Source organism: Bacillus cereus group sp. BfR-BA-01523, assembly GCF_022662615.1.
In the GTDB taxonomy this organism is placed as follows: Bacteria; Bacillota; Bacilli; order Bacillales; family Bacillaceae_G; genus Bacillus_A; species Bacillus_A mycoides.
Map to the genome: position 1 here is coordinate 153,816 of NZ_JAKUDX010000001.1, position 17,402 is coordinate 171,217.

Genomic DNA, 17,402 nt, shown 5'->3' on the forward strand with positions numbered 1-17,402 from the left:
CCTCAAAATCGAAGCCGTAGCTAAAGTATGCAATCACTACTATTCCCTAAGCAAATCTATTCTCTACTTCAAATTTACCTGCCTGTACAAATTTTAGACTCTTAACGAACCACGAAAGCCTCTTGCGGCATAGTAAGATTCTGCCCCATTGTGATACACAAAGACGTGTCCAAAGCGATAATCGCAAAAAAGGGCACCGCCAAGTTCTCTAATATCAGAAGGTGTTTGCACCCAACTCGACGTCTTCATATCGAAATTTTCAAGATTATGTAATGTACGATATTCTTCTTCCGTTAATAGTTCAATACCCATGGTAGTTGCCATATCAATAGCGTTATTTTCTGGTTTATGTTTCTTTCTTGATTCTAGCGCTTCAAGATCGTAACAAACACTTCTACGACCTTTAGGACTTTCTGCTGAACAATCATAAAAAATATATTCGCCTTTTTCTTTATCAAAATCAACAACATCAGGTTCGCCACCAGTTCGTTCCATTTCGTTGAGCGACCACAACTTCTCAGTATTAGCATCCAGCCTTTCTTGAACATTAGCCCATTCTAAACCTTTATGACGGTTCATATTATTCTCAAAACGATCTTTCAATGTTTGTAGTAATTCTTCACGTTGCTCTAGTAACAACTCTTTTTTATTGCTTTCTTTCATATTAGTTCCTCCATTGATGTTTTTATTAATGATAGTTTAAGTATATATAAATACTGTTTTATAATAAAATGTTTAAATAATTGCGTGAATTGAGTTTGCGATAATTTATATGAATTAGTACAACCAATTCTCCGCAATATGACCCTTTAACGGAACAACTTATTGTTTCAAAACAGTACATCTTTATTTCAACAACAATAAGCGATATACTTCCTCACCGTCATATACATTTCCTAATGGTTTAAAATCATAACATTCATATAGTTTCTTTGCAGAAATATTATCTTTATGGACAGTTAATCTAATTTCCTCACACTCTTTAAAGTTATTTTTTATTAAGTTAATGATTTCCTGTAATGCTGCTTTTCCATATCCTTTTCCTTGCTCTTTTTCATCAATGATAAATCCGTTAATCCAATACATATCTGTTGACTCTCGTACAAAAGCATGCATAATAAAACCAACTATAAGGTCACCATCATATATAGCGAATGGAATATATTCGACATTTTCACCATCTGGTTTTATGTATACTTTAGCAAGTGATACTGCCACTGCCGGAACAAAGTGTATTTGGTTTTCTTTAACTTGTAACTTTAATGCGTCTTCCCAATTTTCTCTCGTAACAATTTTTAATTGGACGTTCACTATTTTAAGCTCCTTTAAAAAGAGAATTTATCTTTTATATTCAACGGAGTGAAATGATTCCCTTTTTCGACATCAACTTATAACATGATTTTCATAAAATCCTGAATAAATTTTTCCTCATCTAATTGTAACGCTATACGCGCCCCTTCAGATTTAGAGTGTAGGCGAAAATCAGCAAAAGTTTGTCCCTTCGTTTCGCCGCAAATATCCACAGTCACTTTTCGGGATGTATAATTTAAAAATGTAGGATTCACTAAACCGCTTATAGCAAGTACATCGTGTAATAATGGCCCTTCAATAGATGGATTGAGTTTTTGGTATGCTGATAAATAATAATCGTACATGGGTTTCATAATCGGCTTAAATGGATTTTGTGTATTAACTAAAATATAAGTAAATACACTTGGGGTTAAAACCGTTTTATTTGTTACATTTAAAGGGAATAACGTTAAATTTTTCGCTTGCTGAAATACAATTTGACTTGCTATAGGATCTCCGTACACGTTTGCCTCTGCTAATGGAGTAACATTCCCTGCTTCTAAAAAGACACCACCCATAAAATAAATTCCTTTTACATTTAACATCAAGTCGTTCCATAAATTAAAAGCAATCGCTAACGAGGTAGATCTTCCTACATCGACAATTGTTAAATCTTCTCCATACTTTACAAGAATCGCAGCAATACTACCAAAATTGTATATCGGAATAGATAACACACTTTCCGGTACATGTATGGGTCCTAATCCTTCTGGTCCATGAATTTCAGGATAATACGTTGTAATCTCATTTGTAAGTGGCTTTGTTGCCCCGCTAATTACAGGAATATCTTGTCTGTTTGCTAACTGTAAAATATATGCGGCATTATGAGCGGCATGTATATGTTCAACATTTCCATATCCAGTTACGATACCAACAATTTCAATTTCAGGATGCAGTAAGCCATACATAATTGCAAACGAATCATCAATACCTGGGTCTCCAAAAAATAAAACCTTCTCCAAGAAATGCACTCCTTTCATAGGTAAGATAATTATGTATATGTGGAAATAATTTAAATCTATACAGTTCTAAGCAAATATTAATGGTGAGTAATGTATTGATAAAAAAGAACTAGCATTATGCTAGTTCTTTTGCAGATAAATAATCTACCAGTTTAATTAAATCTCGTACAAATATTGGACTAACTGATTTTAATATAGATTATCCCCACTATATTTATAGAATTGAAAGCCTGTTATTAATCCGAAATTTTGCATTCAAATTGCAAATACTCGCAGGGATGTCTTACCGTACTTTTTCGCTCTCGATTTGCTTATAATTATCTTTTTTAAATGTTAAATGAGCAATCACAACTCCAAGTATAGTAATTATCCCTCCAATTATCGAAACAAAGGTTGGCACCTCGTCTAACCATATCCACGCAATAAAACATGCAGTAACTGGTGTTAAATATAGAGAACTCGTTGCTTCAGAAGCCCCAGCATGAGATGTAATATACGCTAATGCAATATATGGAAGGACTGTCGGAAACACACCTAAATATATAACGCTCAAAGTAATTTCTATAGGAGCTGCTACAATTTCTTGATAAATCCCTGGTAAAAAAATAAGCATACATACAGTACCAGACCAAATTGTATATATTGTAAATGGTAAGAAACCGTACTTTTTTAAATAAGACTTTTGAAAAACGAAAAATAGACTTTCTGAAAATGCCGCTAATAATATTAGTAATACCCCACTATTCAATTGAATGGAATCTCCTTGACTTAATGATAAAAAAGCAATTCCTACTAAACTAATTACACCACCAATCCAACCATTTAATTTCATTTTTTCATTCATAAAAACAGAAGCAAGAATTGCCGTTAATATAGGTGTTACTGAAACAATTAAACTAGCAGGTCCAGCATTTACATTCTGTTCACCGTAGTTTAGTGCAATATGATAAATAGTAAATCCTAGAGCGCCAAATATAAAAATTACTGGAATATCTTTTAAATCAGGTAACCGTAATTTGTATATAAGTGAAAACAGAAGAAGAATCAAAGAAGCAATTAGTAATCGTAGCAAAGTAAGGTGTTCAGGGCTGTAAGCTTCAAGCCCCATCCGAATTCCTGGAAAAGCTGTTCCCCATATAAGAATCGTAAAAGCGTGAGCACATACAATACGAAAATCCCATTTTTTATTCTGCATATTTTCTCGCCCTCTCCAATAAACCAGCCATTTTCTAATTACCAATTATTTCTTTTCATCATATTTAATAGTTGATACAATGTCTTCAACCAGTTAATCCTCGAAAAAACCAACCACTTTGCATTTTTAAAATGAATGAGGGAGTTTTTAATATGTCTACTGATAAAAAACTGCCTAAATATCGGCAGATAATAGACTATATGAAAGAAAAAATTGAATACGGAGAATGGCCGATTGGAAGTAAGGTTCCTAGCCAGCGGCAGTTAGCGAAATTATTTCATGTAAATCGTAGTACTGTAATAACCGCACTAGAAGAACTTATGGCAGATGGCTTAATTCAAGGGCAAATCGGGTCAGGAACAATTGTAACGAATAATACATGGTCATTATTAGCCACCAATCCCCCGCCCGATTGGAGTGAATATGTAAAGGCTGGTATTCATAAACCAAGCAAGTTAATGGTACGAGAAATAAATGAAGCAGAAGCAAATAAAAAATTGATTCATCTTAGTAAAGGAGAACTTGCACCTCATCTTTTCCCGTTAGAAACTATGCAATTCATTATGCGTAACGTATGTGAGGAACTAGATTATTTCGGATATGAAGAACAAAAAGGATATCTCCCTTTACGTGAAGCAATAAGTAATTATGTAAAATCATTTGGAATAAATACATCACCAAGCTCTATATTAATAGTCTCTGGTGCATTACAGGCATTACAATTAATATCAATCGGTCTTTTACATAGAGAGTCAACTGTTTTACTTGAACGACCTTCTTACTTATATTCTCTTCACGTATTTCAATCGGCTAATATTCACCTTTCTGGAATACAGATGGATCAACATGGAATTATCCCTAATGATTTGTTAAGAAGAATTAATTATAGTCAAAAGAAAAATATTTTATATTCGATTCCTTGTTTTCAAAATCCGACGGGTGTATTAATGTCCAAGGATCGAAGAAAAGAAATACTAAAAATATGCGAAAAAGAACAATTGCCTATCATTGAAGATGATATTTACCGTGAATTATGGATTGATGAAATACCGCCACTACCTTTAAAGTCGATGGATAAACATGGACATGTTTTATATATCGGCAGTCTATCTAAAACACTTAGCCCAGGACTTAGAATTGGCTGGATTATCGGGCCAGAGCCTGTTATTGAGAGATTGTCAGACATAAAAATGCAAACTGACTATGGGTCAAGTTCTTTATCTCAAAGAGTTGCTGCAGAATGGTTAAATAAAGGGGTTTATGAGGATCACGTAGCGAATGTAAGGATTCACCTAAAAAAACGAAGACAAATAATGATACAAGCATTAAATATGTACTGTGCTGACATTACTACATGGGATATTCCTAGTGGTGGATTTTTTATATGGCTAAGGATAGTGCCTAAAATTTCGATGAAAAAACTATTTTCAGAGGCTCAATCAAAGGGAGTTCTTTTTAACCCGGGACGTATTTATGAGGAAGAATCAGATCAGTTTATACGTTTATCTTATGGGTATTCTTCCCCTGAACAAATTACTCAAGGTATTATTATATTAAGTAATTTGATTCGTAAGTTAATGGCATAATAAAAAAATCCTCTTTTTATAAAGAGGATTTTTTGTGTGTCTTTTTTACCATAATCTCATTTCCTGTCCTAATAAAATAAGTTCTTTATAGGGATCACCGTCAATGTTTAATACTTGAGCAAAAGCCGGTTCTGTTTTTAACCCTTGTTCTTTTAATTCAATTACTTCTTCTCTAATGTGTGGGTGCTGCATTAATAGCATGTGCTCCACTATCATATGTTTATATGCATTTTGGTTACGTACTGGCCGCGGTTGAGCAAATAATTCAAATTCAAAACCTTCAAATTGAAAATTCACCTTTATTGTTAAGATATTTTTAATGATTTTCTTTTTCATTTCAAATCCTTCGTATGAGCCATACAATGATCTAATTTCCTGTTCAAAAAAATCATAATTATGTACTTCCATTACAATGTCTAAGTTAGAATGAAGGGTATCAACTCTAATAGGGATTGTCCCGCAAAGTACAGGGCTATATAAAGCTAAATCCTCCATTATGTTTAGTTTATTAATAACTTCGTAAACTTTTTGTTGCTTATCATTCCCAGATTGTAAATATGTAATAGATGTAAACATAGAAGTCTCTCCTTCATTTAACGTAATACTCGTCTCACTAAATTTGAGAAAAAATTTAATCATTCCATTTTGTTCTAGGAGTACCTTTATTTCAATATATTAAGGCGAACTAACTATATTGTTCAACTTTTCTCCTATACTGCAATACTATAAAAATAAAAAAGGAGGAACTTTTATGAGCATTTTCAACATTCTTTTGACCATACACATATTATTTGGAACTATATGTTTAATTACTGGTATTGTAGCGATGGTTGCTCAAAAAAAGAAAGGAAAACATACGGAATGGGGCGAAATATACCATGCGTCCTATGTTGTCATAACCCTTACTGCAATTATATTGTCTATTTTAAACTGGGATAAAATCGCATATTTATTTTATGTAGCAATTATCTCCTATTCATTTGCGATTTACGGATATCTCGCAAGAAAAAAACGATGGAGAAATTGGTTGCAACACCATATTAGAGGTATGTTAGGATCTTATATTGGTGCAGTTACCGCACTTTTAGTAAACATTGGTATGTATATCCCTATTTTAAATCTACTTCCACCAATATGGTTTTGGTTCTTACCTACTATAATCGGTATTCCTCTCGTAGCCAGTGTATCAAGAAAATATAAAAAACAAAGGAAAAATTAATTACATTTTGTTTACTTTCTAGTTTGTTTTGTAAAAATGATATTTAATGTAGTAAAGACATAGAAGAGAAAATAAAAAGAATCCAAGTTTTATTGGACTCTTTTTATTTCTGTTTTTTTAAAGGCTTTATTGAATGTAAACGATCCGGATAATTAGTAAACATCCCGTCTACACCCCATATAAGTAACTTTTTCATATCCTTTTCATTATCTACTGTAAATGGATGCACTTCTAATCCATATTTCTTTATTTTTTTTACATAGGCTGCGTCAATATATTTAAAGTTCATTCCTAGGCCAATGCAGTATTTTTTATAATTCTCAATTTCTAGTTCTGTTAATTGAACTGCTTTTTTATATGATAATAATTGTACTAACGGTATATTGGCATTTAAATTATGAATCTTTCGCAGACTTTCTTCACTAAATGATTGAATAATAGCTTTATCATTTATTTGGTAGCGATTTATAATTTCTAATAGTTTTTCTTCCATTCCAGGATATTCATCTGGTGATTTTGTTTCGATATAATAGTTAGCATTATGTCCAAACGTTTCAATAATTTCTTCTAGTGTTGGAACTTTAGCATTTTTAAATTCTTCTTTTGCTAAATCGGGGTATTTTTCATTGAAAAAGCTGCCTGCATCAAGTTGTTTTATTTCTGTTAATGTATGATTTCTTACTAATCCAGTACCGTTCGTTGTACGATCCAATGTTTCATCGTGCATAGCTATTAAACGTCCGTCTTTTGTCATTTGAAGATCTATTTCTATATAGTCACCTTTTAGTTGCTGTCCTAATTGATACGATTCTAATGTATGTTCCGGTGCATATGCAGAAGCCCCTCTATGCGCAATATTTTTAATATGATTTGATTGATTAATAGCTTTTGTATATTTTTGTTCATTTACTTGCTGAAAAACAAAGATGCTTATTACTGTGAAGAAACAAATGATTGTAATTATAGATGTTTTTTTCATAACGGTATGTTAACTCCTATATTTAAAACAATTTGACTTGGATGATTTACTCAAATAAATGCCGATTTTCAAAAACCGTCATTTGTCCTAAAGCTTGAAAGCCGGATTTTTTATAAATATTTATTCCATCAGGTGAAGCTTGTAATACACAATACGTATTTTTTAATTGTTTTGCTTCTTGCAGCAGGAAATTAAACATAGTAGAGCCAAAACCTTTTCCTCTCATTTCTTCTTTAGTCGCTATATCATAAATACCGACACTATCTTTCGTACATACTAAAGAGCCAACAGATACTACCTCACTTTTATAAAGACCTAAGTATAGTTTCATGTCATCGCTATTCCATACATCTAAAGAAGAAATTTGATTATAGTATGCTTGAACGTGAGTACCTTCTGCTGATGTACCGAATAAAGCCGCTAACGTTTCGCCAAATTGTTGTATTTGTTCTGGCGATGTTGCTTTTTGTATTGTAAAACCTACTGGAATGTCTATTATTGGATGAATTTTTCTTAAGTCTGCTACCATCGCGATATTCTGTTCTGCTTCTTTTAAACCAAGTTTGATTAATTCGCTTTTTATAGTCTGTTCTTGTTTATCATCCCAAAACCAAACACTCATTGGAAATTTCTTTTGATTATAGCATTCTACCTCCTTATATAATTTCTCAATCCCTTCCGTTACATTACTATTTAGTAGTGTAATAATATTAAATGTATCTGCAGGTAATCCGCAGTCGATAGTAATGTAATCCTTCGTTTCTTTTACATCCATTCCATTTACCTGCCGCGCAATATATGAGGTTTTATATGTGAAATTGTCTATTAGTAACTGTTTATAATTCATTAATTTTGCTCCTTTCATAAAAATGCGTATTCGAATCCTTCAGTATTAAATATAACATATAAGAAATGTACCTATTTCTATAAAAATATCTCTATAAATCACTCTTTGCGCCCTAAAAGAATTAAAAATGATATAACGTTGTCGGAATGAAAAAAGTGGTATATAATAAATATTAACATTACTAGTAATTATTTTAGGTATTCCTAGAATAAAGGAGCGATACATATGAAAATTACTATTTATTTCGGAAGTCATGAGGATCAAGATGTCCGTACTATGGACTGTCATTTAGATGTAGAAGATACAGAAGAGATTGTTTCTGTATCATAATATAAATAGTTGGGATGAACCCTCTTCCCTACAGCGTTTAAGACACCTTTTACAGGTGTCTTTTTTGTTGTTTTTTCATCAAAAACCCTTTACTTTAGAGCGTTTTAATAGTAAAATATAAATATACGAACAAACGTTCTTTTTATTTTAATTGTACATGAAGGGATGATTTTAACAATGACTCAAGCAAAGCGCAGAGGAAGAAAAAAGCAAACACCTATTATTTCAAATACAGGCTTTATCGGCTCTGTCTTTATTGATACATTGGAGTTACAAAAGAAATCCTATTATTTCGCTCGTAAAAAACTTCAAATTGTTCATCACGTACTAGATGGTCTATCTGGAGCAACGAGTGCATTATTTAAAGAACATAATATCGCTGCATACATGTCATGTGTGTATTTACATAAACAACAGAAAATTGGCTTCGTTCTTTCAACAAAACCGTTTGAACAAAGTGATGGTGTTTCTTATTTTATAAATTATTTGATCGAAAAGAATTTTTATGGTGACGAAGACATTGAATATCAAGAAGTATTTAATACAGGTTTTATTGGTGTAGTATTCGCGGATTTATCTAGTATAGATCGCTTTAATTTTGAGTTTGAAATGGGTATGCTAACGAAATTAATGAAAGATATGATTATTCCGGTTAAAGAGCTCTTTTTACGCCACAATGTACCGGCTTACATCTCCACTTCTCATTTAGAGGAGCAAAATAAATTAGGTTTCGTTCTATCTGTAAAGCCATATGATGAACGTGCAGAAGCAGATTTATACTTCGAAACATATTTAAAAGAGCGCGGATTATTTATTGGTGATGAAGAAGATGATATTGATAAAATAGTTATTAGAAAGACAGCCGAATTACGATAGTTTTCCAGTACAACTTACATTAATAAATTGTTCAGTATTTAATTTGAACTTAATACCTTCCTATTGGTAATAGGAAGGTATTAATAATTTATTAGTCCTGACGCTTTTCATACATCTCTATTTTTTTATTTAGTAAATCTTTACCCCAAGCTTGCATTGCTTCTAATACAGGTATAAAATTTTTCCCCTGCTCTGTTAAAGAATATTCTACCTTTGGTGGAACAACTTTATAAACTTCTCTGTGTACTAGCTCTTCCTCTTCAAGCTCTCTTAATTGTCTAGTTAAGATTCCTTTTGAGATGCCAGGTAACATCCTCAATAATTCATTAAACCTAATAATTTCATTTTTGCTTAAATGCCACAAAATCACGATTTTCCATCTTCCTGCAATTGCATTTTGGGTAACTGTTAATGGACAAATTTCTTGCTGTGTTTCTTCAGAAACCGATTCATCTTGATAACTAAAACGTGCCATAATAAAATCTCCTTTTTCGCTAAGTACTATTTTTATGACTATGTTATTAAATTGTGCCTACTTACATAAATCCTTCTTAAGAAATAGTATATGTAATGTATACAAAAATCAAAAACAACGCTGTATGTAACGGAGGAGATTGTATGAAAGTTTTTGTAACAGGTGCAAACGGAAATTTAGGTTCTAAAATTATTGAGTATTTACTTACCAGATTATCAATTGAAGAAATAATTGTTGGTGTACGTGATGACAAGTCTGAAAAAGCACTAAGCTATAAAGAACAAGGCTTAGAAGTACGTGTAACGGATTTTGAAAATCAAGAAACCTTGTTTTCAGCATTCAAAGATGTTGATCGTTCATTCATCATGTCAACATTTGGTGACTTTGATACAGTTATACGTCAGCATACAAATGCAGTAGAAGCTGCCCAAGCAACAGGTGTAAAACAAATTATTTATCCAAGTGTTACAAGAGCAGAAGGAAATGACTTCTTCCTAGCAGGCATGCATAGAGCACGTGAAGTAGCAATTATTGAATCAGGTATTCCTTATGTGATTCTGCGTAACAACTGGTATGTAGAAAATGAACTTGGTACAATTCAAAGCTGTATGGCTGGTGCCCCTTGGGTGACTTCTGCAGGAAAAGGGAAAATCGGTTGGGTATATCGTCCAGATTTAGCTGAAGCAGCAGCGAATGTTTTGGTATCTGATCGTCACAAAAATAAGATTTATGAACTTTCTGGTGAAAATTTAAAACAACAGCAATTTGTTGATACATTAAGTGAAGTATTAGGTAAAGAAATTCCTTTATTAGAAGTAGATGACTCTTCTTATGAAGAAATGTTAAAAGGTGCTGGAGTACCTGAAGCCTACCTTCCAATGTTAGTAATGACTCAAAAAGGGATTCGTGAAGGAGGATTAGAATCAACACATACCCATTTAAATTTCTTATTAGAACGTCAGGCTACACCATTAAAGCAAGCATTAACACATTTATTAGTAAATACAAAATAGATAAATCAAATTCTACAGCCGAGATCAAATAATAAATTTTGTATCTTACAAAGTGCCAGTCCACATTAGGAATGGCACTTCTTTATTACTGCCTTTACTTCGACCATCTATCACTTTAGTTAAAGAAGGATTTTTAAACAACATTATTATTTTTTAAAGGACTCTATTGCAAAATAAACATCTTTTTGTTACTTAACAAATTTACTTAGCTACGCAAAACACTATAATCTTTTGAATGAATTTCTAAGTTCAACTTATATGAATAAGCCTTATTCAAAATAAGAAATACTATCCCTCCTGTAATTGGAAGCGTGTAAGCAGGGATATAATTTAATAATAATCCTGATAATGCCAATGCTATTGGCTGCATCATTTTACCTATACTTAATCCAATACTGAGTACTCTCCCCCTATATTCATCAGGAATCTCTTTTTGCGTGAAATAAATTAAAGGAATATCAATTAACGCTATTATTAGCCCTAAAAAGAACATAACAACACAATACGTAATAACGTATACAAAATCATTTACTTCAAAACTTTTGAATAGAACTGGAATTCCTGAAATAATCATAAAAACTGCCAACATTGAACTTAGCTTTTTCAAAAGATAAGAGTAAGAAAAACGATTAGTTATCTTTTTTACTAAAATTGCACCAATTATCATCCCTACAGGAAAAGTCCCTTGAATCATACCAAATTGCTTAGAACTTAGATTGAGAACCGTGTTTATAATATATGGCAATGGAACAGTTACAGCAAAACCTAGGAAGAAATTAAGTGAAGTTAAAATACTAAACGTATTCTTTAAGCTTTCCTTGTCAATTAAGTAAGAAAACCCCTCTTTTATATCTTTAATAAAATTAATTTCTCTTTTTGAACATCCATCATTTATGTTGTACTCGAACAATTTAAAGTGAATAAACAATATGGATATGCCCGAAAGAATAAATGAAATACCATTTATAATTATAAAAGTTTTTATATCTAATACAGCAAAAACGATGCCACCTAACATAGGACCGAGAATTAAAGATACAGAATCGATAATTTTACTTATAGAGTTAATACTCATTAACCTCCCTTTAGAGACGATATTTGGTTTTGCCGCTTCTAACCCTATTCCAAAGAATGTTGTAAATACCGACATAAGAAAGGTAGTAGCATAAATAATGAATAAGTTTAATCCATAATTGCTGCTTACTATATAAACAGCAATTAATAAGCCTCCATTTAGTAGATCCATACAAATAACCAGCTTCTTTTTATCAACCTTATCTGCGATTACGCCGGCAAATGGATTCATAACAATCATTGGAATCGTTCCTAAAATGAGTGTAATTGCGAAATTTAATGCTGATCCGGTTATTTGTAAAACATATAATCCTAATGCGAAACTATAAATAGAGCTACCAAATATTGATACTGTTTTCCCAATTACATAGAGACAAATATTTCTTAGTTCTCGTTTTCTTTTTTCATTTTGTAAATGTAATCGTAAACTCCCCATAACTTTTCCCTCCCGCTTAACTTTGTATTACGTACAGTGTAAGTTCTCGGGTCAACCCAATATCAATATGCTAGTATTAAAAACTTTTAAAAGAAAAATTAAAAAAGATGGGGTTAACCCCATCATCAAGCTAGGCTCATGTACCGTCAATGATAAGCGATATTGCTTAAAATCTATATGTAGCAACATCTCGTAAGATATTTGAAGATAAAAAGCTTTGAATTTCTTGAGCAAATCGTTGCAATTGATTAGATACAGAAATAGACATACAAAAAAGATGTTATCCTTTCCTATAATTCTACAGAAAGGATAACATCTTTTTTGCTTTATATAGCCGTTTAATAATTACGTCTGTTATTTTTATATAATCTTCGTTAGCGAAAGTAAATCAATTTGGTTTGTTTTATATAAGCACTCGTTTATTGAAGAAATGTTTTCAATAAACAAGTGCTTATCATTAGAATTCAAATTTAACAGGTCTTAAAAAAAGTTCTTCTAATGTATCTTTTGCATCTTTACTTTCAAACAAAATCTCGTATAAAGCGTTACTAATTGGAAGTTCGACATCATATTGTTTAGATAGTTCTTTCAATGCTTTTACGGTTGAAACTCCTTCTGCCAATTTATCAAACTTTTGACCTAAGACAAACGCTTCTCCGAATTTTCGATTGTGACTATGTAATGAGAACAATGTTGCCTCATAATCTCCTAAATGACTCAATCCATATATCGTTAAATCATTTCCTCCCATAGCTGTAACCAAACGTGAAAGTTCCCTGGTCCCTCTAGCCATTAGTGAACCTTTCAAACTGCTGTAATTCAATCCATCCAACATTCCTGCGGCGATTCCCATAACATTTTTTGTAGCAGCTCCTATTTCATTGCCGATTAAATCTTGTCCATAGTAAAACCTTATTAAATCACTATTAAACTCCTGTACAATTTTCTTAGTGATACCAATATTCTCAGATCCAATCACCATACAATTCGGAATGTCATTTACAAAATCCTGTACATGTCCAGGTTCTATCCAAACGGCTATATTGGTATTTTTCCTAACAATTTCACTAAATACTTGAGAAAGCCTCTTTCCACTTGTTGCTTCAAGTCCTTTCATACATAAAATAAAGGTTTTTCCTTGTATTTCATCAATTAAGTTTAGTTGATTAGCAAAAGAACGTAATTCCTGTGCACTAATCGATATAATAATAATCTCCGCAAATGAAATTGCTTTATGTAGAGAATTACTTAGCTCTAAATCTTCTGAGAGCTTAAGATAATCATTCTTTCTTGTTTCACTTAATTCAATGTAATTCCTTGAATTTTCTCTCCCCCATAACATTACATTATGACCAATCTTGTTAGCATACCAAGCTATAAAAGTACCCCAACGTCCACAACCAAGAACTGAAATATTCAATAACCTCACCTTTGTCTTTATAATTTTTTTATTATGACATGAATGGTTTTACTTATATTGTTCAATATTGGATAAACATTAACAAATATCCTTCATCTCTAATTAACATAAGATGACATTATCAGTAGTCAACAATGGGTAGAATCTTCGTTTTGAGGATATTTTGATTTTCTAAGTTGATTGTGTACTCCCACAACGATAAAGTTTTGAAAAAAAACTACCTTAAGCATTTTATTTATTATTTCGCTTATTACTTTGAAACTTTTAAATCTCACTAGCCCTCGAAAGGTAAAACAATAAGATTGTCAGAAAGCTCGTTTTATCTCTTTCATATAGGGTCACATATACAAATGGTAATTTTTTTTATTGAAATGTAAAAAGTAATATGGTATCTTCTATTACATTGATTAATTACATATGAGAAATCATGTATAACTCTAAGAATATGGCTTTGGGGTCTCTACCAGGAACCATTAACTCCTGACTACAAAATGCGTCTTTTAGCGTTGTTTGTAGTCAGGAGTTTTTTTGTTCTAAGGTAAATAATTTAGAGAAGGGAATACAAAAAATGAATTTTAAAGTATTTATTTTAGCTTTAGCAACAATAGCAGTAGGTCTTGTTGAGCTTATTGTTGGAGGGATATTGCCAGACATCGCTAAGGATTTTGGTGTTTCATTAAGTTCTGCTGGTCAACTTATTACAATTTTTGCCCTTACTTATGCTTTAGCAGGCCCTGTATTATTAATTTTCACAAGTAAAGTGGAAAGAAAAAAATTGTATATTATTTCACTTTGCATTTTTCTAATTGGTAATGTACTCACTTATTTTAGCCCTAACTTTACTTTTATAATGATAGCAAGAATCTTAACGGCTATGAGTACTGCTTTAGTGGTAGTACTTTCACTTACAATTGCAGCTAAAATCGTTAGTCCTTCTTACCGAGCAAAAGCGTTGGGATTAATTTATATGGGCATTAGTTCTTCGCTTGTTCTAGGGGTACCATTAGGAATATTAATTTCAAACACATTCGGTTGGAGAGTAATTTTTTTATGTATAGCTATTTTATCATTGGGATCCATTATATTAATTTCGGTATTTTTAGAGAAAATACCTGGAGAAGAAAACCGAACTCCTTTATCTATCCAATTAAAAGCTGTTTGTAGTCCAAAACTAGGATCTGCACATCTAGCTACTATGTTTATGTTAGCAGGACACTATACTTTATATGCCTATTTTACTCCTTTTTTAGAAGAGAAGTTTCATCTGAGCCCTTATTGGATTAGCATATTTTATTTAGTATTTGGTATAGCTGCAGTAAGTGGCGGAGCGTTCGGCGGTGTATTATCAGATAAAATAGGTGCTCAGAAAAGTATTGTAATAGTTATTACTTTATTTGCTTTAATCCTATTTATATTACCGTTCACGACAGTTTCTATTAGTCTATTTATTCCTGTTATGATAGTTTGGGCTGCATTGAGCTGGGGCCTTGCACCACCTCAACAAAGTTATTTAATACAATCTGCCCCAGACACATCAGATATACAGCAAAGTTTTAATAACTCAGCTCTACAAATAGGAATTTCACTCGGCTCTGCAGTTGGAGGTATGGCTTTAAAACAAGTACATGATGTCGCCAACATGGCCTGGGTTGGCGGATTTCTAGTCCTTCTATCTTTAGGTTTAGCTATCTTTTCTCTCACTAGACATACGTTGACAAGAGAATGCCATTTATAAGTAAAAGAAGAAGTAAATCGCTTGTATTAGTAAAAAGTCCGGTTATTAAACCGGACTTAAATTTCAAAAAACAAAAATACAACTGTTCTATGTCATACAATCAGGTAGCGATGGGGTTAACTCCATCTTTTTCCGAAAAATGAATATGTATAAATTTCTTCTCCTTGAACAAAGAAATCCTCGTACTTTCCGCCTCGATCCAAATAATTTGAAGTTCTTTCATCAATGAATTGAAACTGTAGATTTTGGATTTCTTTCGTTACTTTTGAAAGTGTAAAATTTTCTCGAAACCTAGTTTCAATTTGGCTATTTATGCTAAAATTTTTAAATAAAATAAATAAACTTAATAAATAACAATCAGGTTTTAAAAGAGAATTTAATTTGTGAAGTAAAAAATTCTCATGCTCAAAACTATAATTACTAGTACCAGACTGATCAATTACAATATCAACAGACTGATTCCGAATAGGTATACTTAAAAAATCAGCACAGATAAAGAGAATGTTTCTTTTCGGATTTCTTCTTTCTAATACATCTTTTAAAAATAGTAGTTTATTCAAATCTCGATCAACTGCAATAAATAAGCAATCCTCGGGTAGTTCTTCATAAATATTTCGCAAAAAGAACCCAAGACCCGATCCTATATCAAGTAGTATTTTGTTATTTAAATCTAATTGCATTAATTTCTTTTTCGCCCATTCTCCTTCTCTATGCATATTTTCCAAATATGCAGTATCAGTTTCATGAATATAATCTGAAATAGAACTTTCAAGTGAAGATCGCTCATATGCTTTAAATAAATTGCCAGCTGTTAAAATACCTGAAGTAATAATGTATTCTTCCCCACAGTTACAAATTAACTTTCCCTCTGTAATTTGATTGCAATTAATAATTCCATTTTGAAGAATTAGGTTTTTGCTACATTTAAAACATGTAAGTAAATGAAGTACGCTTAAATCTATCCCAATAATAGAATTCGGAGTTTCATTTGTTAGCGATAAATCATTTAACACTTCTTTTAATTTATCCCTTCTCTCCTCTAAAATTTGTATTTCTTGTGCAAACATTTCGTATTTCGATTTAAATAAAGATTGGTAAAGAGTATCTTTTTCGTAATTCATAGATTTTGCTAAATTTTGATACAGAAAAAGTTCTTTAATTTCATTCAAACTAAAACCTAGCCATTTGTACTCTAATATAAGCTCTATATCTTTTTGACAATACTCATCAAAAAAATAATGGCCACCCTTCTTTTCAGGAATAATCAGTCCGAGATCCATATAATGTCTAATTGTATCAATACTTATGTTATTTACTTCTCCAAACTTACCAATTTTCATAATATCCCTACCATTTGTATATATTTTTATATAGATTTCTATTTTTATCTTTAAAAATCCTTTTATCTCTCTATACAACAGAATTTAAGGTATGTATAGGATATTTCAATGCCACATATTTTATAAGTGTATAATATTCTATTTAATAAAATATACATGTAAACGGATATCATCGCCTCTCCTTTATTTAACCAGTGGAGCAGGACTACTGTTCTAATGAAACAAAATACTCCCTAATAACGATAAAACATGTTTCTTTCTATGAATTTCTAAGAAAGGATGACGCTTTTATTTCTATTTCTGTATGTGATGAATTACACCAACTTGCTCGAGAAAGTTAAAGATTCTCATTTCCAAATACCTTACGAGTTATTGCTAAAAATGTTGGTTTTGTAGAACGAATCGGTAGAAACCAAGCAGGAGATTTAATTGATTTATATGTTTGGGTGAGTTAAAAAATTGCTAACACCTCTTTCAAATGCATGGAATATACAGGGATTTATAACTTAATATAGAACATAAACAGGAGAAGTTCATCTTGTAAATAAGGGGACATACTTATGGA

16 protein-coding genes and 1 riboswitch are annotated in these 17,402 nt (G+C 31.7%); of the genes, 5 read left to right on the forward strand and 11 right to left on the reverse strand.

Annotation, left to right across the window (positions count from 1 at the left end):
- Window positions 1–93: 93 nt before the first annotated feature.
- From MR066_RS00715 to MR066_RS00730, 4 genes are all read right to left on the reverse strand, one after another.
- Complete coding sequence (locus MR066_RS00715) at window positions 94–663, reverse strand: DUF4256 domain-containing protein (protein ID WP_242245615.1); 570 nt, start codon at window positions 661–663, stop codon at window positions 94–96.
- Between the two features lie 183 nt (window positions 664–846).
- Entirely contained in the window at window positions 847–1,311 is a 465-nt protein-coding gene (locus MR066_RS00720; protein WP_002032392.1) for a GNAT family N-acetyltransferase, read from the reverse strand.
- A gap of 77 nt (window positions 1,312–1,388) precedes the next feature.
- Window positions 1,389–2,312, reverse strand: coding sequence for a nucleoside hydrolase (locus MR066_RS00725; RefSeq protein WP_242245617.1), 924 nt, complete (start codon window positions 2,310–2,312; stop codon window positions 1,389–1,391).
- A 283-nt stretch (window positions 2,313–2,595) separates the two neighbouring features.
- Complete coding sequence (locus MR066_RS00730) at window positions 2,596–3,507, reverse strand: DMT family transporter (RefSeq protein WP_242245618.1); 912 nt, start codon at window positions 3,505–3,507, stop codon at window positions 2,596–2,598.
- A gap of 152 nt (window positions 3,508–3,659) precedes the next feature.
- Between MR066_RS00730 and pdxR the strand changes: the two genes are divergently transcribed.
- Window positions 3,660–5,093, forward strand: a complete 1,434-nt coding sequence (gene pdxR / locus MR066_RS00735) for a MocR-like pyridoxine biosynthesis transcription factor PdxR (protein WP_242245619.1) — start codon at window positions 3,660–3,662, stop codon at window positions 5,091–5,093.
- A 45-nt stretch (window positions 5,094–5,138) separates the two neighbouring features.
- Here pdxR and MR066_RS00740 read toward each other — a convergent pair whose 3' ends face one another.
- Window positions 5,139–5,669, reverse strand: coding sequence for a DUF4269 domain-containing protein (locus tag MR066_RS00740; RefSeq protein ID WP_242245620.1), 531 nt, complete (start codon window positions 5,667–5,669; stop codon window positions 5,139–5,141).
- Window positions 5,670–5,844: 175 nt separating this feature from the next.
- Between MR066_RS00740 and MR066_RS00745 the strand changes: the two genes are divergently transcribed.
- On the forward strand, window positions 5,845–6,312 hold the full coding sequence (locus MR066_RS00745; RefSeq protein WP_242245621.1) for a DUF2306 domain-containing protein: 468 nt from the start codon (window positions 5,845–5,847) through the stop codon (window positions 6,310–6,312).
- 103 nt (window positions 6,313–6,415) lie between these two features.
- Here the strand turns inward: MR066_RS00745 and MR066_RS00750 are convergent, their stop codons facing one another.
- Complete coding sequence (locus MR066_RS00750; protein ID WP_242245622.1) at window positions 6,416–7,291, reverse strand: glycerophosphodiester phosphodiesterase; 876 nt, start codon at window positions 7,289–7,291, stop codon at window positions 6,416–6,418.
- A gap of 46 nt (window positions 7,292–7,337) precedes the next feature.
- Window positions 7,338–8,138 carry a GNAT family N-acetyltransferase gene (locus MR066_RS00755; protein ID WP_242245623.1) on the reverse strand — a complete coding sequence of 267 codons (801 nt, stop codon included), beginning with the start codon at window positions 8,136–8,138 and terminating at the stop codon, window positions 7,338–7,340.
- 507 nt (window positions 8,139–8,645) lie between these two features.
- Here MR066_RS00755 and MR066_RS00760 point away from each other — a divergent pair.
- Window positions 8,646–9,344: a hypothetical protein gene (locus MR066_RS00760; protein WP_002085281.1), complete on the forward strand. Its 699-nt coding sequence runs from the start codon at window positions 8,646–8,648 to the stop codon at window positions 9,342–9,344.
- Between the two features lie 91 nt (window positions 9,345–9,435).
- On the opposite strand, the gene MR066_RS00765 is transcribed toward MR066_RS00760, so the two are convergent.
- On the reverse strand, window positions 9,436–9,819 hold the full coding sequence (locus MR066_RS00765; protein WP_242245624.1) for a winged helix-turn-helix transcriptional regulator: 384 nt from the start codon (window positions 9,817–9,819) through the stop codon (window positions 9,436–9,438).
- A 143-nt stretch (window positions 9,820–9,962) separates the two neighbouring features.
- On the opposite strand from MR066_RS00765, the gene MR066_RS00770 reads away from it, so the two are divergent.
- The gene (locus MR066_RS00770) at window positions 9,963–10,832 is read left to right on the forward strand and encodes an NmrA family NAD(P)-binding protein (protein ID WP_242245625.1); all 870 of its coding nucleotides are present in this window, start codon (window positions 9,963–9,965) and stop codon (window positions 10,830–10,832) included.
- Between the two features lie 205 nt (window positions 10,833–11,037).
- Here the strand turns inward: MR066_RS00770 and MR066_RS00775 are convergent, their stop codons facing one another.
- Entirely contained in the window at window positions 11,038–12,342 is a 1,305-nt protein-coding gene (locus tag MR066_RS00775) for an MFS transporter (protein ID WP_242245626.1), read from the reverse strand.
- A gap of 457 nt (window positions 12,343–12,799) precedes the next feature.
- Window positions 12,800–13,771 carry an NAD(P)H-dependent glycerol-3-phosphate dehydrogenase gene (locus MR066_RS00780; RefSeq protein WP_242245627.1) on the reverse strand — a complete coding sequence of 324 codons (972 nt, stop codon included), beginning with the start codon at window positions 13,769–13,771 and terminating at the stop codon, window positions 12,800–12,802.
- 398 nt (window positions 13,772–14,169) lie between these two features.
- Window positions 14,170–14,269: riboswitch (purine riboswitch) on the forward strand.
- A gap of 61 nt (window positions 14,270–14,330) precedes the next feature.
- Between MR066_RS00780 and MR066_RS00785 the strand changes: the two genes are divergently transcribed.
- Complete coding sequence (locus MR066_RS00785; protein WP_242245628.1) at window positions 14,331–15,497, forward strand: MFS transporter; 1,167 nt, start codon at window positions 14,331–14,333, stop codon at window positions 15,495–15,497.
- A gap of 116 nt (window positions 15,498–15,613) precedes the next feature.
- Here the strand turns inward: MR066_RS00785 and MR066_RS00790 are convergent, their stop codons facing one another.
- Window positions 15,614–16,837 carry a methyltransferase domain-containing protein gene (locus MR066_RS00790; RefSeq protein ID WP_242245629.1) on the reverse strand — a complete coding sequence of 408 codons (1,224 nt, stop codon included), beginning with the start codon at window positions 16,835–16,837 and terminating at the stop codon, window positions 15,614–15,616.
- Window positions 16,838–17,402 lie beyond the last annotated feature (565 nt).

Excerpts from the sequence above, each read along its gene's own strand:
- MR066_RS00775 (WP_242245626.1), bottom strand. The coding sequence starts at position 12,342 with ATGGGGAGTTTACGATTACATTTACAAAATGAAAAAAGAAAACGAGAA.
- pdxR (WP_242245619.1), top strand. The coding sequence starts at position 3,660 with ATGTCTACTGATAAAAAACTGCCTAAATATCGGCAGATAATAGACTAT.
- MR066_RS00745 (WP_242245621.1), top strand. The coding sequence starts at position 5,845 with ATGAGCATTTTCAACATTCTTTTGACCATACACATATTATTTGGAACT.
- MR066_RS00730 (WP_242245618.1), bottom strand. The coding sequence starts at position 3,507 with ATGCAGAATAAAAAATGGGATTTTCGTATTGTATGTGCTCACGCTTTT.
- MR066_RS00790 (WP_242245629.1), bottom strand. The coding sequence starts at position 16,837 with ATGAAAATTGGTAAGTTTGGAGAAGTAAATAACATAAGTATTGATACA.
- MR066_RS00765 (WP_242245624.1), bottom strand. The coding sequence starts at position 9,819 with ATGGCACGTTTTAGTTATCAAGATGAATCGGTTTCTGAAGAAACACAG.
- MR066_RS00750 (WP_242245622.1), bottom strand. The coding sequence starts at position 7,291 with ATGAAAAAAACATCTATAATTACAATCATTTGTTTCTTCACAGTAATA.
- MR066_RS00740 (WP_242245620.1), bottom strand. The coding sequence starts at position 5,669 with ATGTTTACATCTATTACATATTTACAATCTGGGAATGATAAGCAACAA.
- MR066_RS00770 (WP_242245625.1), top strand. The coding sequence starts at position 9,963 with ATGAAAGTTTTTGTAACAGGTGCAAACGGAAATTTAGGTTCTAAAATT.
- MR066_RS00715 (WP_242245615.1), bottom strand. The coding sequence starts at position 663 with ATGAAAGAAAGCAATAAAAAAGAGTTGTTACTAGAGCAACGTGAAGAA.
- MR066_RS00760 (WP_002085281.1), top strand. The coding sequence starts at position 8,646 with ATGACTCAAGCAAAGCGCAGAGGAAGAAAAAAGCAAACACCTATTATT.
- MR066_RS00785 (WP_242245628.1), top strand. The coding sequence starts at position 14,331 with ATGAATTTTAAAGTATTTATTTTAGCTTTAGCAACAATAGCAGTAGGT.
- MR066_RS00755 (WP_242245623.1), bottom strand. The coding sequence starts at position 8,138 with ATGAATTATAAACAGTTACTAATAGACAATTTCACATATAAAACCTCA.